The sequence below is a fragment of the Enterobacter sp. EGD-HP1 genome (assembly GCF_000733275.2).
Classification (GTDB): Bacteria; Pseudomonadota; Gammaproteobacteria; order Enterobacterales; family Enterobacteriaceae; genus Enterobacter.
This window is the reverse complement of the sequence record NZ_AVOP01000003.1, coordinates 81,888-103,793: the sequence shown is the minus strand read 5'-3', so window position 1 is coordinate 103,793 and position 21,906 is coordinate 81,888. Positions and strand designations below refer to the sequence as shown.

The window sequence follows — 21,906 nt, the reverse complement described above, 5'->3', positions numbered from 1 at the left end:
ACCGGGCAATTAAACGCACCTTACTTCTTCACCTGCGCCTTAAACTTCTTCATCCACACCAGCAGTTCAAACACGCCGAAAATAAAGACGCGCAGCTGCTGCCATCCGGTCATTTGCGGGCCGTCTTTCGGCAGGCCGTTTTTCAGCATCACCATTTGCAGGGCGTGCATGAACGACGTAAAAATCAGCGCCACGTTAACGAAAATGTTCATCGGACGCGGGAACGGGTGCACAAGATTTAAAATCAAAAATGCCCAGACGCCCAGCATCAGCAAACGTCCCAGGTTAATCAGTACCGGCATCGGAGCCTCCTTGTGCCTGACGGTGATACAGACGATAAGCAACCTGACCCGCGACTTTTTCACGGTGCAGATCCCAGTGAGTGGGAACCGGCGGTAAACCGTTTTCCACTTCGCTTTCAACGTAAATTAGCGCGTCATCCGCCAGCCAGCCGTTTTGCTCCAGCAGGGATAACGTCTCCTCCAGCAGCCCCTTGCGGAACGGCGGGTCGACAAACACCACGTTATGCGGCGTGCCTTTCTGCGCAAGAAAACTCAGCGTGTTGGTGTTCACGACTTTGGCGTTGCTCGCCTTCAGCGTCGCCAGATTTTGCTGCAGCGTCTGCGCCACGCCGCGCTCCATCTCCAGCAGCGTGGCGCTGGCGGCATAGCGCGACAGCGCTTCCAGCCCGAGCGCACCGCTTCCGGCGAAGCAGTCCAGGCAGTGGGCGTCTACCATTGACGGGGCCAGCCAGTTAAACAGCGTCTCGCGCACGCGGTCGGTAGTAGGGCGTAAACCGGGGCTATCCGGCACCGGTAATTTCCGGCCTCGCCACTGACCGCCGATAATACGAATTTGACCGGCCGGGGCGCGGTTGGGTTTCTTCATCTCAGGAAAGCTCTGTTAACAATTGGCCTGCGATTGCGGGCGGTGATGTCAATTAAGTAAAGTGTTAGACTATTTCATCATTTTTTTAGCTTCCATGTATATAGCGCCGCGAGGAGTGTAGTCGCAGATGGCAAAACAAAAAAAACGTGGCTTCTTTTCCTGGCTGGGCTTCGGTGAAAAAGAGCAAGAAACAGAACAGAAAACCGAAGAGCAACAAGCCGTTGAAGAGCAGTCACAGCCTGAAACGCCTGTAGAAACCGCCGCGGTAGTCGACGCGGAAGAAACGGCGCACAGCAAAGAAGAGATTGAATCCTTTGCAGAAGAGGTGGTTGAGGTCACTGAACAGGTTCAGGAGAGCGAGAAGCCAGAGCCGGTTGTCATCGAGGCCGTTGCCGAAGCGCCGCAGGCTGTAATCGAGCGCGAAGAGCTGCCGCTGCCGGAAGAGGTGAAAGCCGAAGAGGTGTCTGCCGAAGAGTGGCAGGCCGAAGCGGAAACCGTTGAAATCGTTGAGGCGGTGGAAGAAGAAGCGGCACTTGAGCCAGAACTGACCGACGAAGAGCTGGAAGCCCAGGCGCTGGCAGCGGAAGCGGCTGAAGAAGCGGTCATCGTCGTGCCGGTGGAAGAAGAACCGGAAGAAGAGATCGTTCAGGAGCAGGAAAAACCGACCAAAGAAGGTTTCTTCGCACGCCTGAAGCGCAGCCTGCTCAAAACCAAAGAAAACTTAGGTTCCGGATTTATCAGTCTTTTCCGCGGCAAGAAGATCGACGACGATCTCTTTGAAGAGCTGGAAGAACAGCTGCTGATTGCGGACGTCGGCGTGGAAACCACCCGTAAGATCATCGCCAACCTGACCGAAGGGGCGAGCCGCAAACAGCTGCGCGACGCCGAAGCGCTGTACGGTCTGCTGAAAGACGAGATGGGCGAAATTCTCGCAAAAGTTGACGAACCGCTTAATATTGAAGGCAAAACGCCATTTGTTATTCTGATGGTTGGCGTGAACGGCGTGGGTAAAACCACCACCATCGGCAAGCTGGCGCGTCAGTTCGAGCAGCAGGGGAAATCGGTGATGCTGGCGGCGGGCGATACCTTCCGTGCGGCGGCGGTTGAGCAGCTGCAGGTTTGGGGCCAGCGCAACAACATTCCGGTGATTGCCCAGCATACCGGCGCGGATTCCGCATCCGTGATCTTCGACGCCATCCAGGCGGCGAAGGCGCGCAACGTGGACGTGCTGATTGCCGATACCGCAGGGCGTTTGCAGAACAAATCGCACCTGATGGAAGAGTTGAAGAAAATCGTTCGCGTCATGAAGAAGCTGGACGAAGACGCACCGCATGAAATTATGCTGACCATTGATGCCAGCACCGGACAGAACGCCATCAGCCAGGCGAAGCTGTTCACTGAAGCGGTAGGACTGACGGGGATCGCGCTGACCAAGCTGGACGGCACCGCGAAAGGCGGGGTGATCTTCTCCGTGGCCGATCAGTTCGGCATTCCTATCCGTTACATCGGTGTGGGCGAGCGTATTGAGGATTTGCGTCCGTTTAAAGCGGACGACTTTATTGAGGCATTATTTGCCCGAGAGGACTAACAATGATTCGCTTTGAACACGTCAGCAAGGCCTATCTCGGTGGGAGACAAGCGCTGCAGGGGGTGACATTCCACCTGCAGCCGGGCGAGATGGCATTCCTGACCGGCCATTCCGGCGCGGGGAAAAGTACCCTGCTCAAGCTTATCTGTGGGATCGAGCGGCCAAGCGCCGGGAAAATCTTTTTCGGTGGCCATGAGATCAGCCGCCTGAAAAACCGCGAAGTGCCGTTCCTGCGTCGTCAGATCGGCATGATTTTCCAGGATCACCACCTGCTGATGGATCGCACCGTTTTCGATAACGTGGCCATTCCGCTGATTATTGCCGGCGCCAGCTATGACGATATCCGCCGCCGCGTTTCTGCGGCGCTGGATAAGGTCGGGCTGCTGGACAAAGCGAAGAACTTCCCGATCCAGCTCTCCGGCGGTGAGCAGCAGCGCGTGGGCATCGCCCGCGCGGTGGTGAACAAGCCTGCGGTGCTGCTGGCGGATGAACCAACCGGTAACCTGGACGATGCCCTGTCCGAAGGGATTTTGCGTCTGTTTGAGGAATTCAACCGCGTAGGGGTCACGGTATTGATGGCGACGCACGACATCGGGCTCATTTCCCGTCGTTCGTACCGCATGCTGACCCTGAGCGACGGGCATTTGCACGGAGGCCACGGTGAACAAGCGTGATGCAATGAACCAGATTCGGCAGTTCGGGAACCGGTTTGACCGTTTCCGTAAGCCGCAGGGCGGTGGTGACGGCAATCGTAATGCGCCGAAGCGCCAGAAGGCCGCGCCAAAACCGGCCTCCCGTAAAACCAACGTGTTTAACGAGCAGGTGCGCTACGCCTTCCACGGCGCGCTGCAGGACCTGAAAAGCAAACCGCTGGCGACGTTCCTGACGGTGATGGTGATTGCCATCTCCCTGACGCTGCCAAGCGTCTGCTATATGGTCTATAAAAACGTCAACCAGGCGGCTTCTCAGTATTATCCGTCCCCGCAGATCACGGTCTATATGGATAAAGCGCTCGACGATAATGCCGCGGCGCAGGTGGTTGGGCAAATCCAGGCCGAGCAGGGCGTGGAGAAGGTCAACTATCTCTCACGCGAAGACGCGCTGGGCGAGTTCCGTAACTGGTCAGGCTTTGGCGGCGCGCTGGATATGCTCGAAGAGAACCCGCTGCCCGCCGTGGCGGTGGTGATCCCGAAGCTGGATTTCCAGGGGACCGATTCGCTTAACACCCTGCGCGATCGCATCACGCGCATTAAGGGCATTGATGAAGTGCGCATGGATGACAGCTGGTTTGCGCGTCTCTCTGCCCTGACCGGGCTGGTAGGACGCGTCGCGGCGATGATTGGCGTGCTGATGGTGGCGGCGGTCTTCCTCGTCATCGGCAACAGCGTACGCCTGAGCATCTTTGCCCGTCGCGATACCATCAACGTGCAGAAACTGATTGGGGCAACGGATGGCTTCATCCTCCGACCGTTCCTTTACGGCGGTGCATTGCTCGGTTTTTCCGGCGCATTTCTTTCACTGATATTGTCAGAAATTTTGGTGATGCGGCTTTCTTCCGCCGTGACTGAAGTGGCGCAGGTTTTCGGAACGAAGTTTGATATCAGTGGCTTAGGATTCGATGAGTGCCTGTTACTGCTGCTGGTTTGCTCGATGATTGGGTGGGTGGCCGCATGGCTGGCAACCGTTCAACATTTACGTCACTTTACTCCCGACTAATAAAAGCGTGATATAATCTTTCCCTGCACCGAGATGTTCGCTCTGCAGGGAAAGCGTCCCTGTCGTCGCTTCCCCTGTTTTCATTTCCATGTCACATTTTGTGCGTAATTTATTCACCGTTGCACCTGGAACTTGTGGATAAAATCACTGTCTGATAAAAGAGTGAATGCTAATCTCGTTGCTCAAACGCTTTGGCATGGTTGTTGCCTGACGGGGACGACCTGGACCAGAAGAAACATTGAGAGGAATGAATGACCAAAGAAATGCAAACTTTAGCTTTAGCCCCTGTTGGTAACCTGGAATCTTACATCCGGGCTGCGAACACCTGGCCGATGTTAACGGCCGAGGAAGAAAAGGAGCTTGCTGAAAAGCTGCATTACCAGGGCGATCTGGAAGCAGCTAAGACGCTGATCCTGTCTCACCTGCGCTTTGTTGTTCACGTTGCTCGTAATTATGCGGGCTACGGCCTGCCGCAGGCGGACTTGATTCAGGAAGGTAACATCGGCCTGATGAAGGCTGTACGTCGCTTCAACCCGGAAGTGGGTGTTCGACTGGTCTCCTTCGCCGTGCACTGGATCAAAGCTGAAATTCACGAATACGTGCTGCGCAACTGGCGTATCGTGAAAGTCGCCACGACAAAAGCGCAGCGCAAACTGTTCTTCAACCTGCGTAAAGCCAAGCAGCGTCTGGGCTGGTTCAATCAGGATGAAGTGGAAATGGTGGCGCGCGAGCTGGGCGTAACCAGCAAAGACGTGCGTGAGATGGAATCCCGTATGGCCGCGCAGGACATGACCTTTGATATGTCCTCCGACGACGACGCATCTGACAGCCAGCCGATGGCACCGGTTCTGTATCTGCAGGATAAAACCTCTAACTTTGCTGACGGCATCGAAGAGGATAACTGGGAAGATCAGGCCGCGAACAAGCTGACCCATGCGATGGAAGGCCTCGACGAACGTAGCCAGGATATTATCCGCGCCCGCTGGCTGGACGAAGACAACAAGTCCACGCTGCAGGAGCTGGCCGACCGCTACGGCGTTTCTGCGGAACGTGTCCGTCAGCTTGAAAAGAACGCCATGAAAAAACTTCGCGCCGCTATCGAAGCGTAATTTCCGCGAAGTACACCGAGAACCCTCGAATGCAAATTCGGGGGTTTTGTTTTTTTAGCGCCCGCTCTGGCGAATTCCCTCCCCCTGGCAAACACTTACTGATGCGCTAAGCAGGCGACTTTCTCAGGGGGACAGGGTGAAAAATAACGAACTGAACGACCGGCGTTTACAGGCGACGCCGCGCGGCATCGGCGTGATGTGTAATTTCTATGCCGACAAAGCCGAAAACGCCACGGTGTGGGACGTGGAAGGCAACGAGTACATCGACTTCGCCGCCGGGATCGCGGTGCTGAATACCGGCCATCGCCATCCAAAAGTCATTTCCGCCATTGAAAAGCAACTCCACGCATTTACCCATACGGCGTACCAGATTGTACCGTATGAGAGCTATGTCGCGCTTGCCGAGCGCATCAACCAGCGCGTCCCCGTTGACGGTCCCGCCAAAACCGCCTTCTTCTCTACGGGCGCAGAGGCGGTCGAAAACGCGGTCAAAATCGCCCGGGCGTACACCAAACGTCCCGGCCTTATCACTTTCGGCGGCGCGTTCCACGGCCGCACCTTTATGACCATGGCGCTGACCGGCAAAGTGGCGCCGTACAAGCTCGGCTTTGGCCCGTTCCCCGGTTCGGTGTATCACGCGCAGTATCCGAATGAACTGCACGGCGTCAGCACGGCGGAAGCGTTGAAAAGCCTGGAGCGTATCTTTAAAGCGGATATCGCCCCTGATCAGGTCGCGGCCATTATTCTCGAACCGGTTCAGGGAGAGGGCGGTTTCAACATTGCGCCAGCTGATTTTATGCAGGCGCTGCGCGCTCTGTGCGACACCCACGGTATTTTGCTGATTGCCGACGAGGTGCAAAGCGGCTTCGCCCGTACCGGCAAGCTGTTCGCGATGGAACACCACTGCGTGAAGCCCGATCTGATCACCATGGCGAAAAGCCTGGCGGGCGGCATGCCGCTTTCGGCGGTATCGGGCCGTGCGGAGGTGATGGACGCACCGGCGCCGGGCGGGCTGGGCGGTACTTACGCCGGTAACCCGCTGGCAATTGCGGCGGCGCATGCCGTGCTCGACGTGATTGATGAAGAGGATCTCTGCACGCGCTCGGCGCATCTCGGCCATCACCTGGTGGAAGTGCTGAATAAGGCGAAGGAACACTGCCCGTATATCGCTGACATTCGCGCGCAAGGCTCGATGGTGGCGGTGGAGTTTAACGACCCGCAAACGGGTCAGCCTTCGCCGGAATTTACCCGCCAGGTTCAGGATCGCGCGTTGCAGGAAGGGCTGCTTCTTCTGAGCTGCGGCGTCTACGGTAACGTCATTCGTTTCCTCTATCCGCTGACTATCCCTGAAGCGCAGTTCCGCAAAGCGCTGGACATTATCTCCGCGTCGCTGACACGTTAAAGCCACATGCCCGGCGAAAACCCTGCCGGGCTTATCATATATTCATTTCAAATTAGCTATTCCAAAATCATAAAAATCGGGTATGTTTTAGCAGAGTATGCTGAAAAAGCGCGGACAGCACACCTATAACTGAAATAAAGCGCTGCACAACAACATCACAACAATCGTAATAACCATAATAATGGGGAATCTCAGGATGAACATGAAGGGTAAAGCGTTACTGGCAGGATGTATCGCGTTGGCATTCAGCACCATGGCACAGGCAGACATCAAGGTGGCTGTTGTTGGCGCAATGTCCGGTCCGGTAGCACAGTACGGCGACCAGGAATTTACCGGCGCTGAGCAGGCGGTTGCAGACATTAATGCTAAGGGCGGTATCAAAGGCGAAAAACTGCAGATCGTAAAATATGATGATGCCTGTGACCCGAAACAAGCGGTCGCGGTGGCGAACAAAGTGGTGAACGACGGGATCAAGTACGTTATCGGTCACCTGTGCTCTTCTTCAACTCAGCCAGCGTCTGACATCTACGAAGACGAAGGTATTCTGATGATCACCCCGGCAGCGACCGCACCAGAGCTGACCGCGCGTGGCTACAAGCTGACCCTGCGCACCACCGGTCTGGACTCTGACCAGGGTCCAACCGCGGCGAAATACATCGTTGAAAAAGTGAAGCCGAAGCGCATTGCTATCGTTCATGACAAGCAGCAGTACGGTGAAGGTCTGGCGCGTTCAGTGCAGGACAACCTCAAGAAAGCGAATGCTGACGTGGTGTTCTTCGACGGGATCACTGCCGGTGAGAAAGACTTCTCCACCCTGGTGGCGCGTCTGAAGAAAGAGAATATTGATTTCGTTTACTACGGTGGCTATCACCCGGAAATGGGCCAGATCCTGCGCCAGGCGCGCGCTGCGGGCCTGAAAACCCAGTTTATGGGGCCGGAAGGCGTGGCGAACGTTTCCCTGTCTAACATTGCAGGTGAATCAGCCGAAGGCCTGCTGGTAACCAAACCGAAGAACTACGACCAGGTCCCTGCGAACAAACCTATCGTGGATGCCATCAAGGCGAAGAAACAGGATCCAAGCGGCGCGTTCGTCTGGACCACCTACGCGGCGCTGCAGTCTCTGCAGGCGGGCCTGAACCAGTCAGCCGATCCGGCAGAGATTGCCACCTGGCTGAAAGCGAACACCGTCGAGACCGTCATGGGTCCACTCTCCTGGGACGCGAAGGGCGACCTGAAGGGCTTCGAGTTCGGCGTGTTTGACTGGCATGCGAACGGGACGGCGACCGACGCCAAATAATTTTCCCGTCGCCTTTCGCGCCGCAGGTGCGTTAGCTGCGTTATTCAACCCCGGTCACTTACTTAAGTAAGCTCCCGGGGATTTCATAACTTGCCGCCTTCCTGCAACACGAAATGCTTGGGAAAATGCGGGAGATAATGTAGGCCGGGTAAGGCGCAGCCGCCACCCGGCTTTCTTTTAGCGCTTCTCCCACCCGCTCTCCTGCGCCGTAAACCCTAACGCCTGCATAAACGCCGCCATCACGCCGCGGTCTTCCACGCCCACGTCAGCCATCCACCATGAGGTCACGCTCGGGTTTTCACGGATCACTTCTTCAATTAAATACTGTCCCACACCGCGACGACGGGTGACGTCACGCACGCGCAGCGAGTCCAGCGCCCCTTCTGTACCGCTCAGGGTCACGCGAACCGCAGCCAGCAGGCGTTCGTTAAAACGCGCGGCATAAATACGGTGGGTCTCATCAACGCGTAGCGACGAAGGGGAATATTCCGGCCAGATCTTGCCCAGGTCGATATGATCCTGGTCGCTAAAGGTCACCAGACGCACGATAGTCAGTTTCATTAGCTACTTGTCCAAATCAAATTGAGTAGAGGCAGTGTACTCAATTTATTCACTCAGCGGCTTCCTCTTTTTATTCTCATTAACCAGGTGATTAGTTTTTTGGCAACGCAATGGGCAGTTTGAAAACACATGGATCGAAAAATAAGCAGAATTTTAACCTGAATGGTAGTGATTTATTCGGCGCTTTGTACCGTTATTTTATGCTGCAAACTGCACTTTTATTTGTTTATCTCTGCCTGATTTCAGAATATTATCTTTGCTTAATCGCCTGAAAAATAGAGATTTTAGTCTGGTTTTTGACAAAAACCTGCGCTAAACCATTAAAGGCACTGGTAAAAATAGCGTTGTTCATTAAAAGTACAGAATGCTTTTTAACCATAATAAAACAAAATATAAACACGACATCACGAATGGGGATTCAGAGATGAAAAGGAACGCGAAGACGTTAATCGCGGGGATGGTCGCACTGTCGATCTCGCATGCCGCTATGGCGGAGGACATTAAAGTTGCGGTAGTGGGTGCAATGTCCGGCCCTGTTGCCCAGTGGGGTGACATGGAGTTCAACGGCGCGCGCCAGGCCATTAAAGACATCAACGCTAAGGGCGGCATCAAGGGCGACAAGCTGGTGGGCGTGGAATATGACGACGCCTGCGATCCGAAGCAGGCCGTCGCGGTCGCCAACAAAATCGTCAACGACGGTATCCAGTATGTGATCGGCCACCTGTGTTCATCCTCCACCCAGCCTGCGTCTGACATCTACGAAGACGAAGGTATCCTGATGATCACCCCAGGCGCAACTAACCCTGAGCTGACCCAGCGCGGCTATCAGCACATCATGCGTACCGCCGGTCTGGACTCCTCGCAGGGCCCCACCGCCGCCAAATACATCCTCGAGACCGTTAAGCCACAGCGCATTGCCATTATTCATGACAAGCAGCAGTACGGCGAAGGCCTGGCGCGCTCCGTGCAGGACGGCCTGAAAAAAGGCGGCGCAAACATCGTCTTCTTCGACGGCATTACCGCCGGTGAGAAAGACTTCTCCGCGCTGATCGCCCGTCTGCAAAAAGAGAACATCGACTTCGTTTACTACGGCGGCTACTACCCGGAGATGGGCCAGATGCTGCGTCAGGCGCGCGCCACCGGTCTGAAAACCCAGTTTATGGGGCCAGAGGGCGTGGGCAATGCCTCCCTGTCAAACATCGCGGGGGATTCTGCCGAAGGCATGCTGGTGACGATGCCAAAACGCTATGACCAGGATCCGGCCAACAAGGCTATCGTGGATGCGCTCAAGGCGCAGAAGAAAGATCCGAGTGGTCCATACGTCTGGATCACCTACGCGGCCGTACAGTCTCTGGCCACCGCGCTGGATCGCTCCGGCAGCAAAGAACCGCTGGATCTGGTGAAAGATTTAAAAGCGCACGGGGCGAACACCGTGATTGGGCCGCTGAACTGGGATGAGCAAGGCGATCTGAAGGGATTTGAGTTTGGTGTCTTTAAGTGGCACGCCGACGGTTCATCCTCGGCCGCCAAATAATTATCCCACCGCCCGGCATGACGGGCGGGTATAAAAAGGTTTGCATATGTCCGAGCAGTTTCTCTATTTCCTGCAGCAGATGTTTAACGGCGTTACGCTGGGAAGCACCTACGCGCTGATCGCCATCGGCTATACGATGGTTTACGGCATTATCGGCATGATCAACTTCGCCCACGGCGAGGTGTACATGATCGGTAGCTACGTCTCCTTCATGATTATCGCCGCCCTGATGATGATGGGCATCGACAGCAGCTGGCTGCTGGTCGCCGCCGGGTTTGTCGGCGCGATTGTGATTGCCAGCGCCTACGGCTGGAGCATCGAGCGCGTGGCCTACCGGCCCGTGCGCAGTTCAAAACGCCTGATTGCGCTGATCTCCGCCATCGGGATGTCGATCTTCCTGCAAAACTACGTCAGCCTGACCGAAGGTTCGCGCGACGTGGCGCTGCCAAGCCTGTTTAACGGCCAGTGGATTGTGGGGGCCAGCGAAAACTTCGCGGCCTCTATCACCACCATGCAGCTGGTTATCTGGGTCGTGACCTTTATTGCGATGCTCGCCCTGACGCTGTTCATCCGCTACTCGCGTATGGGACGCGCCTGCCGCGCGTGCGCAGAAGACCTGAAGATGGCGAGTCTCCTCGGCATCAACACCGACCGCGTGATTGCCCTGACCTTCGTGATTGGTGCCGCGATGGCGGCGGTGGCGGGTGTCCTGCTCGGCCAGTTCTACGGCGTGATCAACCCGTACATCGGCTTTATGGCCGGGATGAAAGCCTTCACCGCCGCGGTACTGGGCGGTATCGGCAGTATTCCGGGCGCGATGATCGGTGGCCTGATCCTGGGCGTGGCGGAAGCGCTCTCCTCGGCGTACCTGAGCACGGAGTATAAAGACGTGGTGTCGTTTGCCCTGCTGATTCTGGTTCTGCTGGTGATGCCTACCGGTATTCTGGGCCGTCCGGAGGTAGAGAAAGTATGAAACCGATGCATTTTGCAATGGCGCTGCTCTCTGCCGCCATGTTCTTCGTGCTGGCCAGCGTCTTTATGGGCGTCCAGCTTGAGCTGAATGGCACCAAACTGGTTGTCGATACCGCAGCTGACATCCGCTGGCAGTGGGTATTTATCGGTACGGCCGTGGTGTTCCTGTTCCAGCTGCTGCGTCCGCTGTTCCAGAAGACGCTGAAAAACGTCTCCGGTCCAAAATTCGTGCTGCCGGCAATCGACGGTTCTACGGTTAAGCAGAAGCTGTTCCTCGTGGCGCTGCTGGTGGCCGCCGTGGCGTGGCCGTTTGTGGTGTCTCGCGGCACCGTAGATATCGCCACTCTGACCATGATCTACGTGATTCTCGGTCTCGGTCTGAACGTTGTCGTGGGGCTGTCTGGCCTGCTGGTGCTGGGCTACGGCGGCTTCTACGCCATCGGTGCCTATACCTTCGCGCTGCTGAACCACTATTACGGCCTCGGCTTCTGGACGTGCCTGCCGCTGGCGGGGCTGGTCTCTGCCGCTGCAGGCTTCCTGCTTGGCTTCCCGGTGCTGCGCCTGCGCGGTGACTACCTGGCGATTGTGACCTTAGGCTTTGGCGAAATCGTCCGTATCCTGCTGCTCAACAACACCGAAGTGACCGGCGGCCCGAACGGCATCAGCCAGATCCCGAAACCGACCTTCTTCGGCCTGGAGTTCAGCCGTACCGCCCGCGAAGGCGGCTGGGATACCTTCAGTAACTTCTTTGGCGTGAAGTATGACCCGTCCGACCGCGTGATTTGGCTCTATCTGGTGGCGCTGCTGCTGGTGGTGATTACCCTGTTCGTGATCAACCGTCTGCTGCGCATGCCGCTGGGCCGCGCGTGGGAAGCGCTGCGTGAAGATGAGATCGCCTGCCGCTCCCTGGGCCTGAACCCGACCCGCATCAAGCTGACCGCGTTCACCATCAGCGCCGCGTTTGCCGGTTTCGCCGGAACGCTGTTCGCCGCGCGTCAGGGCTTCGTCAGCCCGGAATCGTTCACCTTTGCCGAATCCGCCTTCGTGCTGGCGATTGTGGTGCTCGGTGGGATGGGCTCGCAGTTTGCCGTTATCCTCGCGGCCATCCTGCTGGTGGTCTCGCGCGAGCTGATGCGCGACTTTAACGAATACAGCATGCTGATGCTGGGTGGTTTAATGGTGCTGATGATGATCTGGCGTCCGCAGGGGCTGCTGCCGATGACCCGTCCACAGCTGAAGCTGAAACGCACTCAGGCGAAAGGAGAGCAGGCATGAAGCCTTTATTATCCGTTAACGGTCTGATGATGCGTTTTGGCGGCCTGCTGGCGGTCAACAACGTGAGTCTGGATCTGCACAAGAAAGAGATTGTCTCCCTGATTGGCCCGAACGGCGCGGGGAAAACCACGGTCTTCAACTGCCTGACCGGCTTCTACAAGCCGACGGGCGGCACCATCATGCTGCGCGACCAGCACCTCGAAGGTTTACCGGGTCAGCAGATTGCCCGCATGGGTGTGGTGCGTACCTTCCAGCACGTGCGTCTGTTTCGCGAGATGACGGTAATTGAGAACCTGCTGGTAGCACAGCATCAGCAGCTGAAAACCGGGCTGTTCTCCGGCCTGCTGAAAACACCGGCCTTCCGCCGCGCGCAGGATGAAGCGCTCGATCGCGCCGCTACCTGGCTTGACCGAATTGGCCTGCTGCAGCATGCCAACCGCCAGGCGAGCAACCTGGCCTACGGCGACCAGCGTCGCCTGGAGATTGTGCGCTGCATGGTGACGCAGCCGGAAATCCTGATGCTCGACGAACCGGCGGCAGGGCTCAACCCGAAAGAGACCAAAGAGCTGGACGAGCTGATTGCCGAGCTGCGCGACAGTCATGACACCACCATCCTGCTAATTGAGCACGACATGAAGCTGGTGATGGGCATTTCGGACCGTATCTACGTGGTAAACCAGGGCACGCCGCTGGCAAACGGCACGCCGGAAGAGATCCGCAACAACCCGGACGTGATCCGCGCATACCTTGGTGAGGCATAAGATGGAAAAAGCGATGTTAACGTTCGACAAGGTCAATGCGCACTACGGCAAGATTCAGGCGCTGCACGACGTCAGCCTGCATATCAATCAGGGTGAAATCGTGACCCTGATTGGCGCCAACGGCGCGGGCAAAACCACGCTGCTCGGTACCCTGTGCGGCGACCCGCGCGCCACCAGCGGGCGGATTGTGTTCGATGGTAAAGACATTACCGACTGGCAGACCGCCAGAATCATGCGCGAGGCGGTGGCGATTGTTCCGGAAGGGCGCCGCGTTTTCTCCCGCATGACGGTGGAAGAGAACCTGGCGATGGGCGGCTTCTTTGCCCACCGCGATGAATACCAGACCCGCATCAAGTGGGTATACGAACTCTTCCCGCGCCTGTGGGAGCGCCGCATCCAGCGTGCGGGCACCATGTCCGGCGGTGAGCAGCAGATGCTGGCTATTGGCCGCGCGCTGATGAGCCAGCCGCGCCTGCTGCTGCTGGACGAACCGTCGCTCGGTCTGGCGCCGATCATCATCCAGCAGATCTTCGACACCATCGAACAGCTGCGTAAAGAGGGGATGACCATCTTCCTCGTCGAGCAGAACGCCAACCAGGCGCTGAAGCTCGCCGACCGTGGCTACGTGCTGGAGAACGGCCGCGTGGTGCTGGAGGATACCGGTGACGCGCTGCTGGCGAACGAGGCGGTGCGGAGCGCGTACCTCGGAGGCTAAGCCGTCTGTGTTGCCCGGTGGCGCTGCGCTTACCGGGCCTACAGGGATCGAGTAGGCCGGGTAAGGCGTAGCCGCCACCCGGCTTTTTTAACCACTACACCCCTTCACACAACCATCATCCCCCTGACGCCTGGCTGTCACTTATCTGTAAACAAACAGTTATTTTTCTGTAATTCGAGCATGTCATGTTACCTCGCGAGCATAAAACGCGTGATATCGCGCATCCGGCACAATAAGAGAGATGACAATGACATCGTTACGACACACAGCTTTGGGTCTGGCACTGGGTCTGGCTTTTGCGACGAACGCAATGGCTGTCACCACCATTCCGTTCTGGCATTCCATGGAAGGGGAGTTGGGTAAAGAAGTTGACTCCCTGGCGCAGCGTTTCAACGACACCCACCCGGATTACAAAATTGTGCCGGTGTATAAAGGCAACTACGAGCAGAGCCTGAGCGCGGGCATCGCCGCCTTCCGTACCGGCAACGCGCCGGCCCTGTTACAGGTTTATGAAGTGGGCACCGCCACCATGATGGCCTCCAAAGCCATCAAGCCGGTCTATGAAGTCTTCAAAGAAGCGGGCATCAGCTTCGACGAGTCGCAGTTTGTGCCGACCGTAGCGGGTTACTACACCGATTCCAAAACCGGCCACCTGCTGTCCCAGCCGTTTAACAGCTCTACGCCGGTGCTGTACTACAACAAAGACGCCTTCAAGAAAGCTGGTTTAGACCCGGAGCAGCCGCCAAAAACCTGGCAGGATCTGGCGGAGTACACCGCGAAGCTGAAGGCGGCGGGGATGAAGTGCGGCTACGCCAGCGGCTGGCAGGGCTGGATCCAGATTGAAAACTTCAGCGCCTGGCACGGCCTGCCGGTGGCGACCAAAAACAACGGTTTCGACGGCACCGATGCGGTGCTGGAGTTCAACAAGCCGGAGCAGGTGAAGCACATCGCGCTGCTGGAAGAACTCAACAAGAAGGGCGATTTCAGCTACTTCGGGCGTAAGGACGAATCCACCGAGAAGTTCTACAACGGCGACTGCGCCATTACCACCGCCTCGTCCGGCTCGCTGGCGGATATCCGTCACTACGCCAAATTCAACTACGGCGTGGGCATGATGCCGTATGACGCTGACGTGAAGGGCGCGCCGCAGAACGCCATTATCGGCGGGGCGAGCCTGTGGGTGATGCAGGGTAAAGACAAAGGCACTTACAAAGGCGTAGCCGAGTTCCTCGACTTCCTGGCCAAGCCGGAAAACGCCGCCGAGTGGCACCAGAAGACCGGCTACCTGCCGATCACCAAAGCCGCGTATGACCTGACCCGCGAGCAGGGCTTCTACAGCAAGAACCCGGGCGCGGATATCGCGACGCGTCAGATGCTGAACAAGCCGCCGTTGCCGTTCACCAAAGGCCTGCGTCTGGGCAACATGCCGCAGATCCGCACCATCGTGGATGAAGAGCTGGAAAGCGTCTGGACCGGTAAGAAAACGCCACAGCAGGCGCTGGATTCCGCGGTAGAGCGCGGGAATCAGCTGCTGCGCCGCTTTGAGCAGTCCACCAAATCGTAATTCAAACCTGCCCCTCACCCTAACCCTCTCCCCGTAGGGGAGAGGGGACTGCGCGGAGCCGTCTTTTCTCCCTCGCCCCTTTGGGGAGAGGGCCGGGGTGAGGGGTGAATACCTACAGAGCAAACCTATGTCATCATCCCGTCCGGTGTTTCGTTCCCGCTGGCTGCCGTACCTGCTGGTCGCGCCGCAGCTGGTCATCACCGTTGTTTTCTTTATCTGGCCTGCGGGCGAAGCGCTGTGGTACTCGGTACAAAGCGTCGATCCGTTCGGGCTCTCCAGCCAGTTTGTTGGTCTGGATAACTTCGCTGCACTGTGGCACGACAGCTACTACATCGACGCCTTCTGGACGACGATAAAGTTCAGCACCCTGGTCACCGTCAGCGGCCTTCTGGCATCGCTGTTTTTCGCCGCGCTGGTGGACTACGTGGTGCGCGGCAGCCGTATTTATCAAACGCTGATGCTGCTGCCGTACGCCGTGGCGCCCGCCGTCGCCGCCGTGCTGTGGATCTTCCTGTTTAACCCCGGGCGAGGGTTGATTACCCATTTTCTGGCAGAGTTCGGCTACGACTGGAACCACGCCCAGAACAGCGGTCAGGCGATGTTCCTGGTGGTGTTCGCCTCGGTATGGAAGCAGATCAGCTATAACTTCCTGTTCTTCTTTGCCGCGCTGCAGTCCATTCCCCGTTCGCTGGTGGAAGCCGCCGCGATTGACGGCGCAGGGCCGATTCGTCGCTTCTTCAGACTGTCGCTGCCGCTGATTGCCCCGGTGAGCTTCTTCCTGCTGGTGGTCAACCTCGTGTACGCCTTCTTCGACACCTTCCCGGTGATCGACGCGGCGACCGCAGGCGGTCCGGTGCAGGCGACCACCACGCTTATCTATAAGATCTACCGCGAAGGCTTCGCCGGTCTTGATCTCTCGGCCTCCGCCGCGCAGTCCGTGGTGCTGATGTTCCTCGTCATCGTCCTCACGGTGGTGCAGTTCCGCTATGTCGAAAGTAAGGTGCGCTACCAATGATTGAGAACCGTCGCGGGCTGACGATTTTCAGCCATACCATGCTGATTTTAGGGATTATCGTCATCCTCTTCCCGCTGTATGTGGCCTTTGTCGCCGCCACGCTGGACACCAAAGCCGTATTTGATACGCCGATGACGCTGATCCCAGGCACACATCTGTTCGAGAATATGAAGACCATCTGGACCCAGGGCGTGGGCGCCAACAGCGCGCCGTTCTGGCTGATGATGCTCAACAGCTTCATCATGGCGTTTGGCATTACGGTCGGCAAAATTACGGTGTCGATGCTTTCGGCCTTAGCCATCGTCTGGTTCCGCTTTCCGCTGCGTAACCTCTTCTTCTGGATGATTTTTATCACCCTGATGCTGCCGGTGGAGGTGCGTATCTTCCCGACGGTGGAGGTGATCGCCAACCTGAAGATGCTCGACAGCTACGCGGGCTTAACCCTGCCGCTGATGGCCTCGGCGACCGCCACCTTCCTGTTCCGCCAGTTCTTTATGACCCTGCCGGACGAGCTGATTGAAGCCGCGCGCATCGACGGCGCCTCGCCGATGCGCTTCTTCCGCGATATCGTGCTGCCGCTGTCGAAAACCAACCTTGCGGCGCTGTTTGTGATCACCTTTATCTACGGCTGGAACCAGTACCTGTGGCCGCTGCTGATTATTCAGGACGTCAACCTCGGCACCGCCGTGGCGGGCATCAAAGGCATGATCGCCACCGGCGAAGGCACCACCCTCTGGAACCAGGTGATGGCGGCAATGCTGCTCACCCTTATCCCCCCGGTCGTTATCGTTTTAGCCATGCAGCGTGCGTTTGTGCGTGGTTTAGTGGACAGTGAGAAATAAGATGGCAGGTTTAAAACTTCAGGCAGTCACCAAAAGCTGGGATGGCAAAACCCAGGTCATTCAGCCGTTAACGCTCGACGTGGCGGATGGGGAATTCATCGTGATGGTCGGCCCGTCCGGCTGCGGCAAATCGACCCTACTGCGCATGGTGGCGGGACTTGAGCGCGTCACCTCCGGGGATATCTGGATTGACCGTCAGCGCGTGACCGAGATGGAGCCGAAGGATCGCGGCATCGCGATGGTGTTCCAGAACTACGCCCTCTATCCGCACATGAGTGTGGAAGAGAACATGGCCTGGGGGCTGAAAATCCGCGGCATGGGAAAAGGCCATATCGAGGAGCGGGTGAAAGAAGCGGCGCGCATTCTGGAGCTGGACGGCCTGCTGAAGCGCCGCCCGCGCGAGCTTTCAGGGGGCCAGCGTCAGCGCGTGGCGATGGGGCGCGCCATCGTGCGCGACCCGGCGGTATTCCTGTTCGACGAGCCGCTCTCTAACCTCGACGCCAAGCTGCGCGTGCAGATGCGTCTTGAGCTGCAGCAGCTGCATCGTCGTCTGAAAACCACCTCCCTGTACGTGACCCACGATCAGGTCGAAGCCATGACCCTCGCCCAGCGCGTGATGGTGATGAACAAAGGCATCGCCGAGCAGATTGGCACCCCGGTGGAAGTGTATGAGAAACCGGCCACCCGCTTTGTGGCGAGCTTTATTGGGAGCCCGGCAATGAACCTGCTGGAAGGGCGTATCAGCAGCGCGGGCACGCATTTTGAGCTGGAAAGCGGGATGGCATTGCCGATCAACTGGTACTATCGTGGCTACGCCGGGCGTAAGATGACGCTCGGTATCCGCCCGGAGCATATCGGTTTAACCTCTCAGGCGGACGGCGGCGTGCCGCTGGTGATGGACACGCTGGAGATGTTGGGTGCAGATAACCTGGCGCACGGGCGCTGGGGCGAACAAAAAATGGTGGTGCGCCTGGCGCATCAGGAGCGCCCGAAAGGCGGCAGCACGCTGTGGCTGCACCTGCCGGAAAACCATCTGCACCTGTTTGACGGTGAAACAGGACAACGAGTATGAGCAACTGGCCTTATCCCCACGTCGTCGCCCACCGGGGCGGCGGTAAGCTGGCGCCGGAGAACACCCTGGCGGCAATTGACGTCGGCGCGCGCTACGGTCACACGATGATCGAGTTCGACGCCAAGCTGTCGAAAGACGGCGAAATTTTCCTGCTGCATGACGATAACCTCGAACGCACCAGCAACGGCTGGGGCGTGGCGGGTGAACTGCCGTGGCGCGATCTGCTGAAGGTGGACGCCGGAAGCTGGTACAGCGGCGAATTCAAAGGCGAACCGCTGCCGCTGCTGGCGGAAGTGGCCGATCGCTGTCGCCAGCACGGCATGATGGCCAATATCGAAATCAAACCAACCACCGGTACCGGGCCGCTGACGGGCAAGTTGATTGCCCTGGCCGCGCGTGAGCTGTGGGAAGGGATGACCGCGCCGCTGCTCTCTTCGTTTGAAATTGACGCCCTGGAAGCGGCACAGGCCGCCGTGCCGGCGCTGCCGCGCGGGCTGCTGCTTGACGAGTGGCGCGAGGACTGGCGCGAACTGACGACGCGCTTAGCGTGCGTCTCTATCCATCTCAATCACAAGCTGCTGGATGAGGCGCGGGTGAAGATGCTGAAAGACGCGGGTCTGCATATTCTGGTTTATACGGTCAACAAGCCCCAGCGGGCAGCCGAACTGCTGCGCTGGGGCGTGGACAGCATCTGTACCGATGCAATCGACCTGATCGGCCCGGACTTTAGTTCTGCGGATTAAGCATACTGCCATTCGACTGCGGCGGCAGCATATGCTGCTGTCCGCTGCCTGACGACGTCATCCCACCTAACATCCCGCCGTTTTTATTCGGCAGCGGCTGCTCGCGCACCTGCCCCTGCTGCACGCGCTGGGTGTTGGCGTTCATCTGATTTTGCAGGCTTTGCTGCTGCATCTGGGTCTGCGTTTTAAGCTGCTGGTTAAGCATCCCTTTCTGCTGTTGCTGCTGGCTCATCATCTCGGTCTGCATGCGCTGCTGGCTCGGGATAACGTAACCCTGCTGGTTCGGGTTGTTCAGGGTGTTGAGTGGCTGTGCGAGCGCGGCAAACGGGATCAGCGCCGCAAGAATCATCAAGCGTTTCATTGTCATTTCCTCCTTTTGAGGTCTCTCTTAAGTTTACCCTGATTTCACCATGACGATGATTTTTTAGGAGTTGTGAACCAGGCTTAAGCGGGGAGCATGGACCCCATCACCTGGAGAACAATAATGATGAAACCAACGTTTTTGCGCTGGGTAGCGATCGCCGCGCTGATGGCCGGCGGCACATTTAGCGTGGCGGCCAACCCGCCCGCGGCGCCTCCCGTCTCTTACGGCGTGGAGGAAGATGTTTTCCATCCCGTGCGGGCGACGCATGGCATGGTGGCGTCGGTGGACGCGCTGGCAACGAAAGTGGGCGTCGATATTCTCAAGCAGGGCGGTAACGCGGTGGATGCAGCGGTCGCCGTCGGCTATGCGCTGGCGGTAACGCATCCGCAGGCGGGTAACCTCGGCGGCGGCGGCTTTATGATGCTGCGCACTAAAGACGGCAAAACCACCGCCATCGACTTCCGCGAGATGGCACCTTCTCAGGCGTCCCGCGATATGTTCCTCGACGATCAGGGTAACCCTGACAGCAAAAAATCCCTGACCTCGCATCTCGCCTCCGGCACGCCGGGTACCGTCGCGGGCTTCTCGCTGGCGCTGGAAAAATACGGCACCCTGCCGCTGAACAAGGTGGTGCAGCCAGCCATCAAGCTGGCGCGCGACGGCTTTGTGGTAAACGATGCGCTGGCGGACGATCTCAAGACCTACGGCAGCGAAGTCATTCCCAATCATGAAAACAGCAAGGCTATCTTCTGGAAAGACGGTGAGCCGCTGAAGAAGGGCGACAGGCTGGTGCAGAAGAACCTCGCCAAAAGCCTGGAGCTGATTGCTGAGCACGGCCCGGACGCCTTCTACAAAGGGGCGATTGCCGACCAGATTGCCGAAGAGATGCAGAAGAACGGCGGGCTCATCACCAAAGCGGATCTGGCGGAATACAAGGCGGTGGAGCGCGAGCCGATTAGCGGCACCTATCGCGGCTACGAGGTCTTCTCCATGCCGCCGCCGTCCTCCGGCGGGATCCACATCGTGCAGATCCTCAATATTCTCGAAAACTTCGATATGCACAAGTTCGGCTTCGGCAGCGCGGACGCCATGCAGGTGATGGCGGAAGCGGAAAAACGCGCCTACGCCGACCGGTCGGAGTATCTCGGCGATCCGGACTTCGTGAAGGTGCCGTGGCAGGCGCTTACTAACAAGGCGTATGCCAAATCCATTGCCGACCAGATCGACATTAACAAGGCCAAGCCGTCGAGCGAGATCCGCCCCGGCAAGCTGGCGCCGTATGAAAGCAACCAGACCACCCACTTCTCGGTGGTGGATAAAGACGGAAACGCGGTGGCGGTGACCTATACGCTCAACACCACCTTCGGCACCGGGATTGTGGCGGGCAACAGCGGCATTCTGCTGAACAACGAGATGGATGACTTCTCTGCCAAGCCTGGCGTGCCGAACGTCTACGGGCTGGTGGGCGGCGATGCGAATGCGGTAGGGCCGAAGAAACGTCCGCTGTCGTCCATGTCGCCTACGATTGTCGTGAAAGACGGGAAAACCTGGCTGGTGACCGGCAGCCCTGGCGGCAGCCGTATTATCACCACCGTGCTGCAGATGGTAGTGAACAGCATCGACTTTGGGATGAACGTCGCCGAAGCGACCAACGCCCCGCGTTTCCATCACCAGTGGCTGCCGGACGAGCTGCGCGTGGAGAAGGGCTTTAGCCCGGATACCATCAAACTGCTGGAGCAGCGCGGTCAGAAGGTGGCGGTGAAAGAGGCGATGGGCAGCACCCAGAGCATTATGGTGGGGCCGGACGGGGCGCTGTTTGGGGCCTCGGACCCGCGTTCGGTGGATGATTTGTCGGCGGGGTATTAACGTATTGCCCGGTGGCGCTGCGCTTACCGGGCCTACAACTGCACGAACGTAGGCCGGGTAAGGCGAAGCCGCCACCCGGCAAATAACTACTTCATTCTCGCCATATAATACGCATCCACATACTCGCCGTTGCGCAGGGCGAATTTCCTGCCGGTGCCTTCGATTTCAAAGCCAAACTTCCGGTACAGCGCCAGTGCTGCTGGGTTATCGGCAAAAACCGTTAACTCGATACGTTCGATGCGCATCCAGTTATCGCACAGGTTGATCATCTCGCGCATGAGCGCGCTCCCCACGCCGCGCCCCTGGGCGTGCGCCGCAACGCTGATACCAAAGGTTGCCACATGGCTGCGTCGCGGGCTGGCTTCTACCTGCAGCGCCAGGTCACCGACGATGTTTTCATCGATGCATGCGACCAGACGTTTTTGGCCAGGTTTAGGATGAAGCCGCTCTTGCCAGTGCTCAAGGGAAGGATGAGGTAGCTGTAGCGTGTCGTGATACACCCCTGGATGCATGTAGTTCTGGCGTAAGGCTTCGGCATCTTTTGGTTCCGCGTGGCGTATCACTATCTCACTCATTCCTTGTTCCTCAGTCAGTTAAACGTCCCTTTCAACATCAATGACTT

22 protein-coding genes are annotated in these 21,906 nt (G+C 57.9%); 17 read left to right on the top strand and 5 right to left on the bottom strand.

The features are described from left to right. Positions 1-20 precede the first annotated feature (20 nt). Positions 21-302, bottom strand: a complete 282-nt coding sequence (locus N037_RS05095; protein ID WP_010436509.1) for a DUF1145 family protein — start codon at positions 300-302, stop codon at positions 21-23. After that, positions 286-888 carry a 16S rRNA (guanine(966)-N(2))-methyltransferase gene (gene rsmD / locus N037_RS05090; protein WP_023334140.1) on the bottom strand — a complete coding sequence of 201 codons (603 nt, stop codon included), beginning with the start codon at positions 886-888 and terminating at the stop codon, positions 286-288. Before rsmD ends, N037_RS05095 begins: the two co-directional genes overlap by 17 nt. A 127-nt stretch (positions 889-1,015) precedes the next feature. Here rsmD and ftsY point away from each other — a divergent pair, with 127 nt between their 5' ends. From ftsY to livJ, 6 genes are all read left to right on the top strand, one after another. Continuing rightward, positions 1,016-2,476 (top strand): signal recognition particle-docking protein FtsY, encoded by a 1,461-nt coding sequence (gene ftsY / locus N037_RS05085; RefSeq protein WP_032639481.1) that lies wholly within the window; start codon positions 1,016-1,018, stop codon positions 2,474-2,476. A 2-nt stretch (positions 2,477-2,478) separates the two neighbouring features. After that, entirely contained in the window at positions 2,479-3,150 is a 672-nt protein-coding gene (ftsE, locus tag N037_RS05080) for a cell division ATP-binding protein FtsE (protein WP_023310016.1), read from the top strand. Continuing rightward, on the top strand, positions 3,137-4,192 hold the full coding sequence (gene ftsX / locus N037_RS05075; RefSeq protein ID WP_023334142.1) for a permease-like cell division protein FtsX: 1,056 nt from the start codon (positions 3,137-3,139) through the stop codon (positions 4,190-4,192). The genes ftsE and ftsX overlap by 14 nt, the downstream gene beginning before the upstream one ends. 251 nt (positions 4,193-4,443) lie before the next feature. Beyond that, on the top strand, positions 4,444-5,301 hold the full coding sequence (rpoH, locus tag N037_RS05070) for an RNA polymerase sigma factor RpoH (protein ID WP_023334143.1): 858 nt from the start codon (positions 4,444-4,446) through the stop codon (positions 5,299-5,301). Positions 5,302-5,437: 136 nt separating this feature from the next. Beyond that, positions 5,438-6,703: a 4-aminobutyrate--2-oxoglutarate transaminase gene (locus N037_RS05065; protein ID WP_032639476.1), complete on the top strand. Its 1,266-nt coding sequence runs from the start codon at positions 5,438-5,440 to the stop codon at positions 6,701-6,703. A 196-nt stretch (positions 6,704-6,899) separates the two neighbouring features. Continuing rightward, positions 6,900-8,000: a branched chain amino acid ABC transporter substrate-binding protein LivJ gene (livJ, locus tag N037_RS05060; protein WP_072163886.1), complete on the top strand. Its 1,101-nt coding sequence runs from the start codon at positions 6,900-6,902 to the stop codon at positions 7,998-8,000. 177 nt (positions 8,001-8,177) lie between these two features. Here livJ and panM read toward each other — a convergent pair whose 3' ends face one another. After that, positions 8,178-8,561, bottom strand: a complete 384-nt coding sequence (gene panM / locus N037_RS05055) for an aspartate 1-decarboxylase autocleavage activator PanM (RefSeq protein ID WP_023334145.1) — start codon at positions 8,559-8,561, stop codon at positions 8,178-8,180. Between the two features lie 424 nt (positions 8,562-8,985). On the opposite strand from panM, the gene livK reads away from it, so the two are divergent. The 10 genes from livK to ugpQ all read left to right on the top strand — a co-directional run bounded on the left by livK (position 8,986) and on the right by ugpQ (position 19,054). Then, positions 8,986-10,095 carry a high-affinity branched-chain amino acid ABC transporter substrate-binding protein LivK gene (livK, locus tag N037_RS05050; RefSeq protein ID WP_032639472.1) on the top strand — a complete coding sequence of 370 codons (1,110 nt, stop codon included), beginning with the start codon at positions 8,986-8,988 and terminating at the stop codon, positions 10,093-10,095. A 46-nt stretch (positions 10,096-10,141) separates the two neighbouring features. After that, on the top strand, positions 10,142-11,068 hold the full coding sequence (gene livH, locus N037_RS05045) for a high-affinity branched-chain amino acid ABC transporter permease LivH (protein ID WP_008500099.1): 927 nt from the start codon (positions 10,142-10,144) through the stop codon (positions 11,066-11,068). Then, on the top strand, positions 11,065-12,342 hold the full coding sequence (locus N037_RS05040; protein ID WP_023334147.1) for a high-affinity branched-chain amino acid ABC transporter permease LivM: 1,278 nt from the start codon (positions 11,065-11,067) through the stop codon (positions 12,340-12,342). The genes livH and N037_RS05040 overlap by 4 nt, the downstream gene beginning before the upstream one ends. Next, on the top strand, positions 12,339-13,103 hold the full coding sequence (livG, locus tag N037_RS05035; RefSeq protein WP_032639470.1) for a high-affinity branched-chain amino acid ABC transporter ATP-binding protein LivG: 765 nt from the start codon (positions 12,339-12,341) through the stop codon (positions 13,101-13,103). Before N037_RS05040 ends, livG begins: the two co-directional genes overlap by 4 nt. 1 nt (position 13,104) lies before the next feature. Beyond that, entirely contained in the window at positions 13,105-13,818 is a 714-nt protein-coding gene (gene livF / locus N037_RS05030) for a high-affinity branched-chain amino acid ABC transporter ATP-binding protein LivF (RefSeq protein WP_008500102.1), read from the top strand. A gap of 247 nt (positions 13,819-14,065) precedes the next feature. Next, positions 14,066-15,382, top strand: coding sequence for a sn-glycerol-3-phosphate ABC transporter substrate-binding protein UgpB (gene ugpB / locus N037_RS05025; protein WP_023334149.1), 1,317 nt, complete (start codon positions 14,066-14,068; stop codon positions 15,380-15,382). 127 nt (positions 15,383-15,509) lie between these two features. Continuing rightward, positions 15,510-16,397, top strand: coding sequence for a sn-glycerol-3-phosphate ABC transporter permease UgpA (gene ugpA, locus N037_RS05020; protein WP_032639468.1), 888 nt, complete (start codon positions 15,510-15,512; stop codon positions 16,395-16,397). Next, entirely contained in the window at positions 16,394-17,239 is an 846-nt protein-coding gene (gene ugpE, locus N037_RS05015) for a sn-glycerol-3-phosphate ABC transporter permease UgpE (protein ID WP_032639466.1), read from the top strand. The genes ugpA and ugpE overlap by 4 nt, the downstream gene beginning before the upstream one ends. A 1-nt stretch (position 17,240) precedes the next feature. Next, on the top strand, positions 17,241-18,311 hold the full coding sequence (locus N037_RS05010; protein ID WP_032639463.1) for a sn-glycerol-3-phosphate import ATP-binding protein UgpC: 1,071 nt from the start codon (positions 17,241-17,243) through the stop codon (positions 18,309-18,311). Then, a complete protein-coding gene (gene ugpQ, locus N037_RS05005; protein ID WP_032639460.1) occupies positions 18,308-19,054 on the top strand; it encodes a glycerophosphodiester phosphodiesterase in 747 nt (248 codons plus the stop codon). The genes N037_RS05010 and ugpQ overlap by 4 nt, the downstream gene beginning before the upstream one ends. On the opposite strand, the gene N037_RS05000 is transcribed toward ugpQ, so the two are convergent. Beyond that, entirely contained in the window at positions 19,038-19,415 is a 378-nt protein-coding gene (locus N037_RS05000) for a DUF2756 family protein (protein ID WP_032639458.1), read from the bottom strand. The two genes, ugpQ and N037_RS05000, sit on opposite strands and share 17 nt — an antisense overlap. Before the next feature lie 123 nt (positions 19,416-19,538). Between N037_RS05000 and ggt the strand changes: the two genes are divergently transcribed. Beyond that, entirely contained in the window at positions 19,539-21,284 is a 1,746-nt protein-coding gene (gene ggt / locus N037_RS04995) for a gamma-glutamyltransferase (RefSeq protein ID WP_072163883.1), read from the top strand. Between the two features lie 86 nt (positions 21,285-21,370). Here ggt and yhhY read toward each other — a convergent pair whose 3' ends face one another. Beyond that, positions 21,371-21,859, bottom strand: coding sequence for an N-acetyltransferase (gene yhhY / locus N037_RS04990; RefSeq protein WP_010436469.1), 489 nt, complete (start codon positions 21,857-21,859; stop codon positions 21,371-21,373). Between the last annotated feature and the right edge of the window lie 47 nt (positions 21,860-21,906).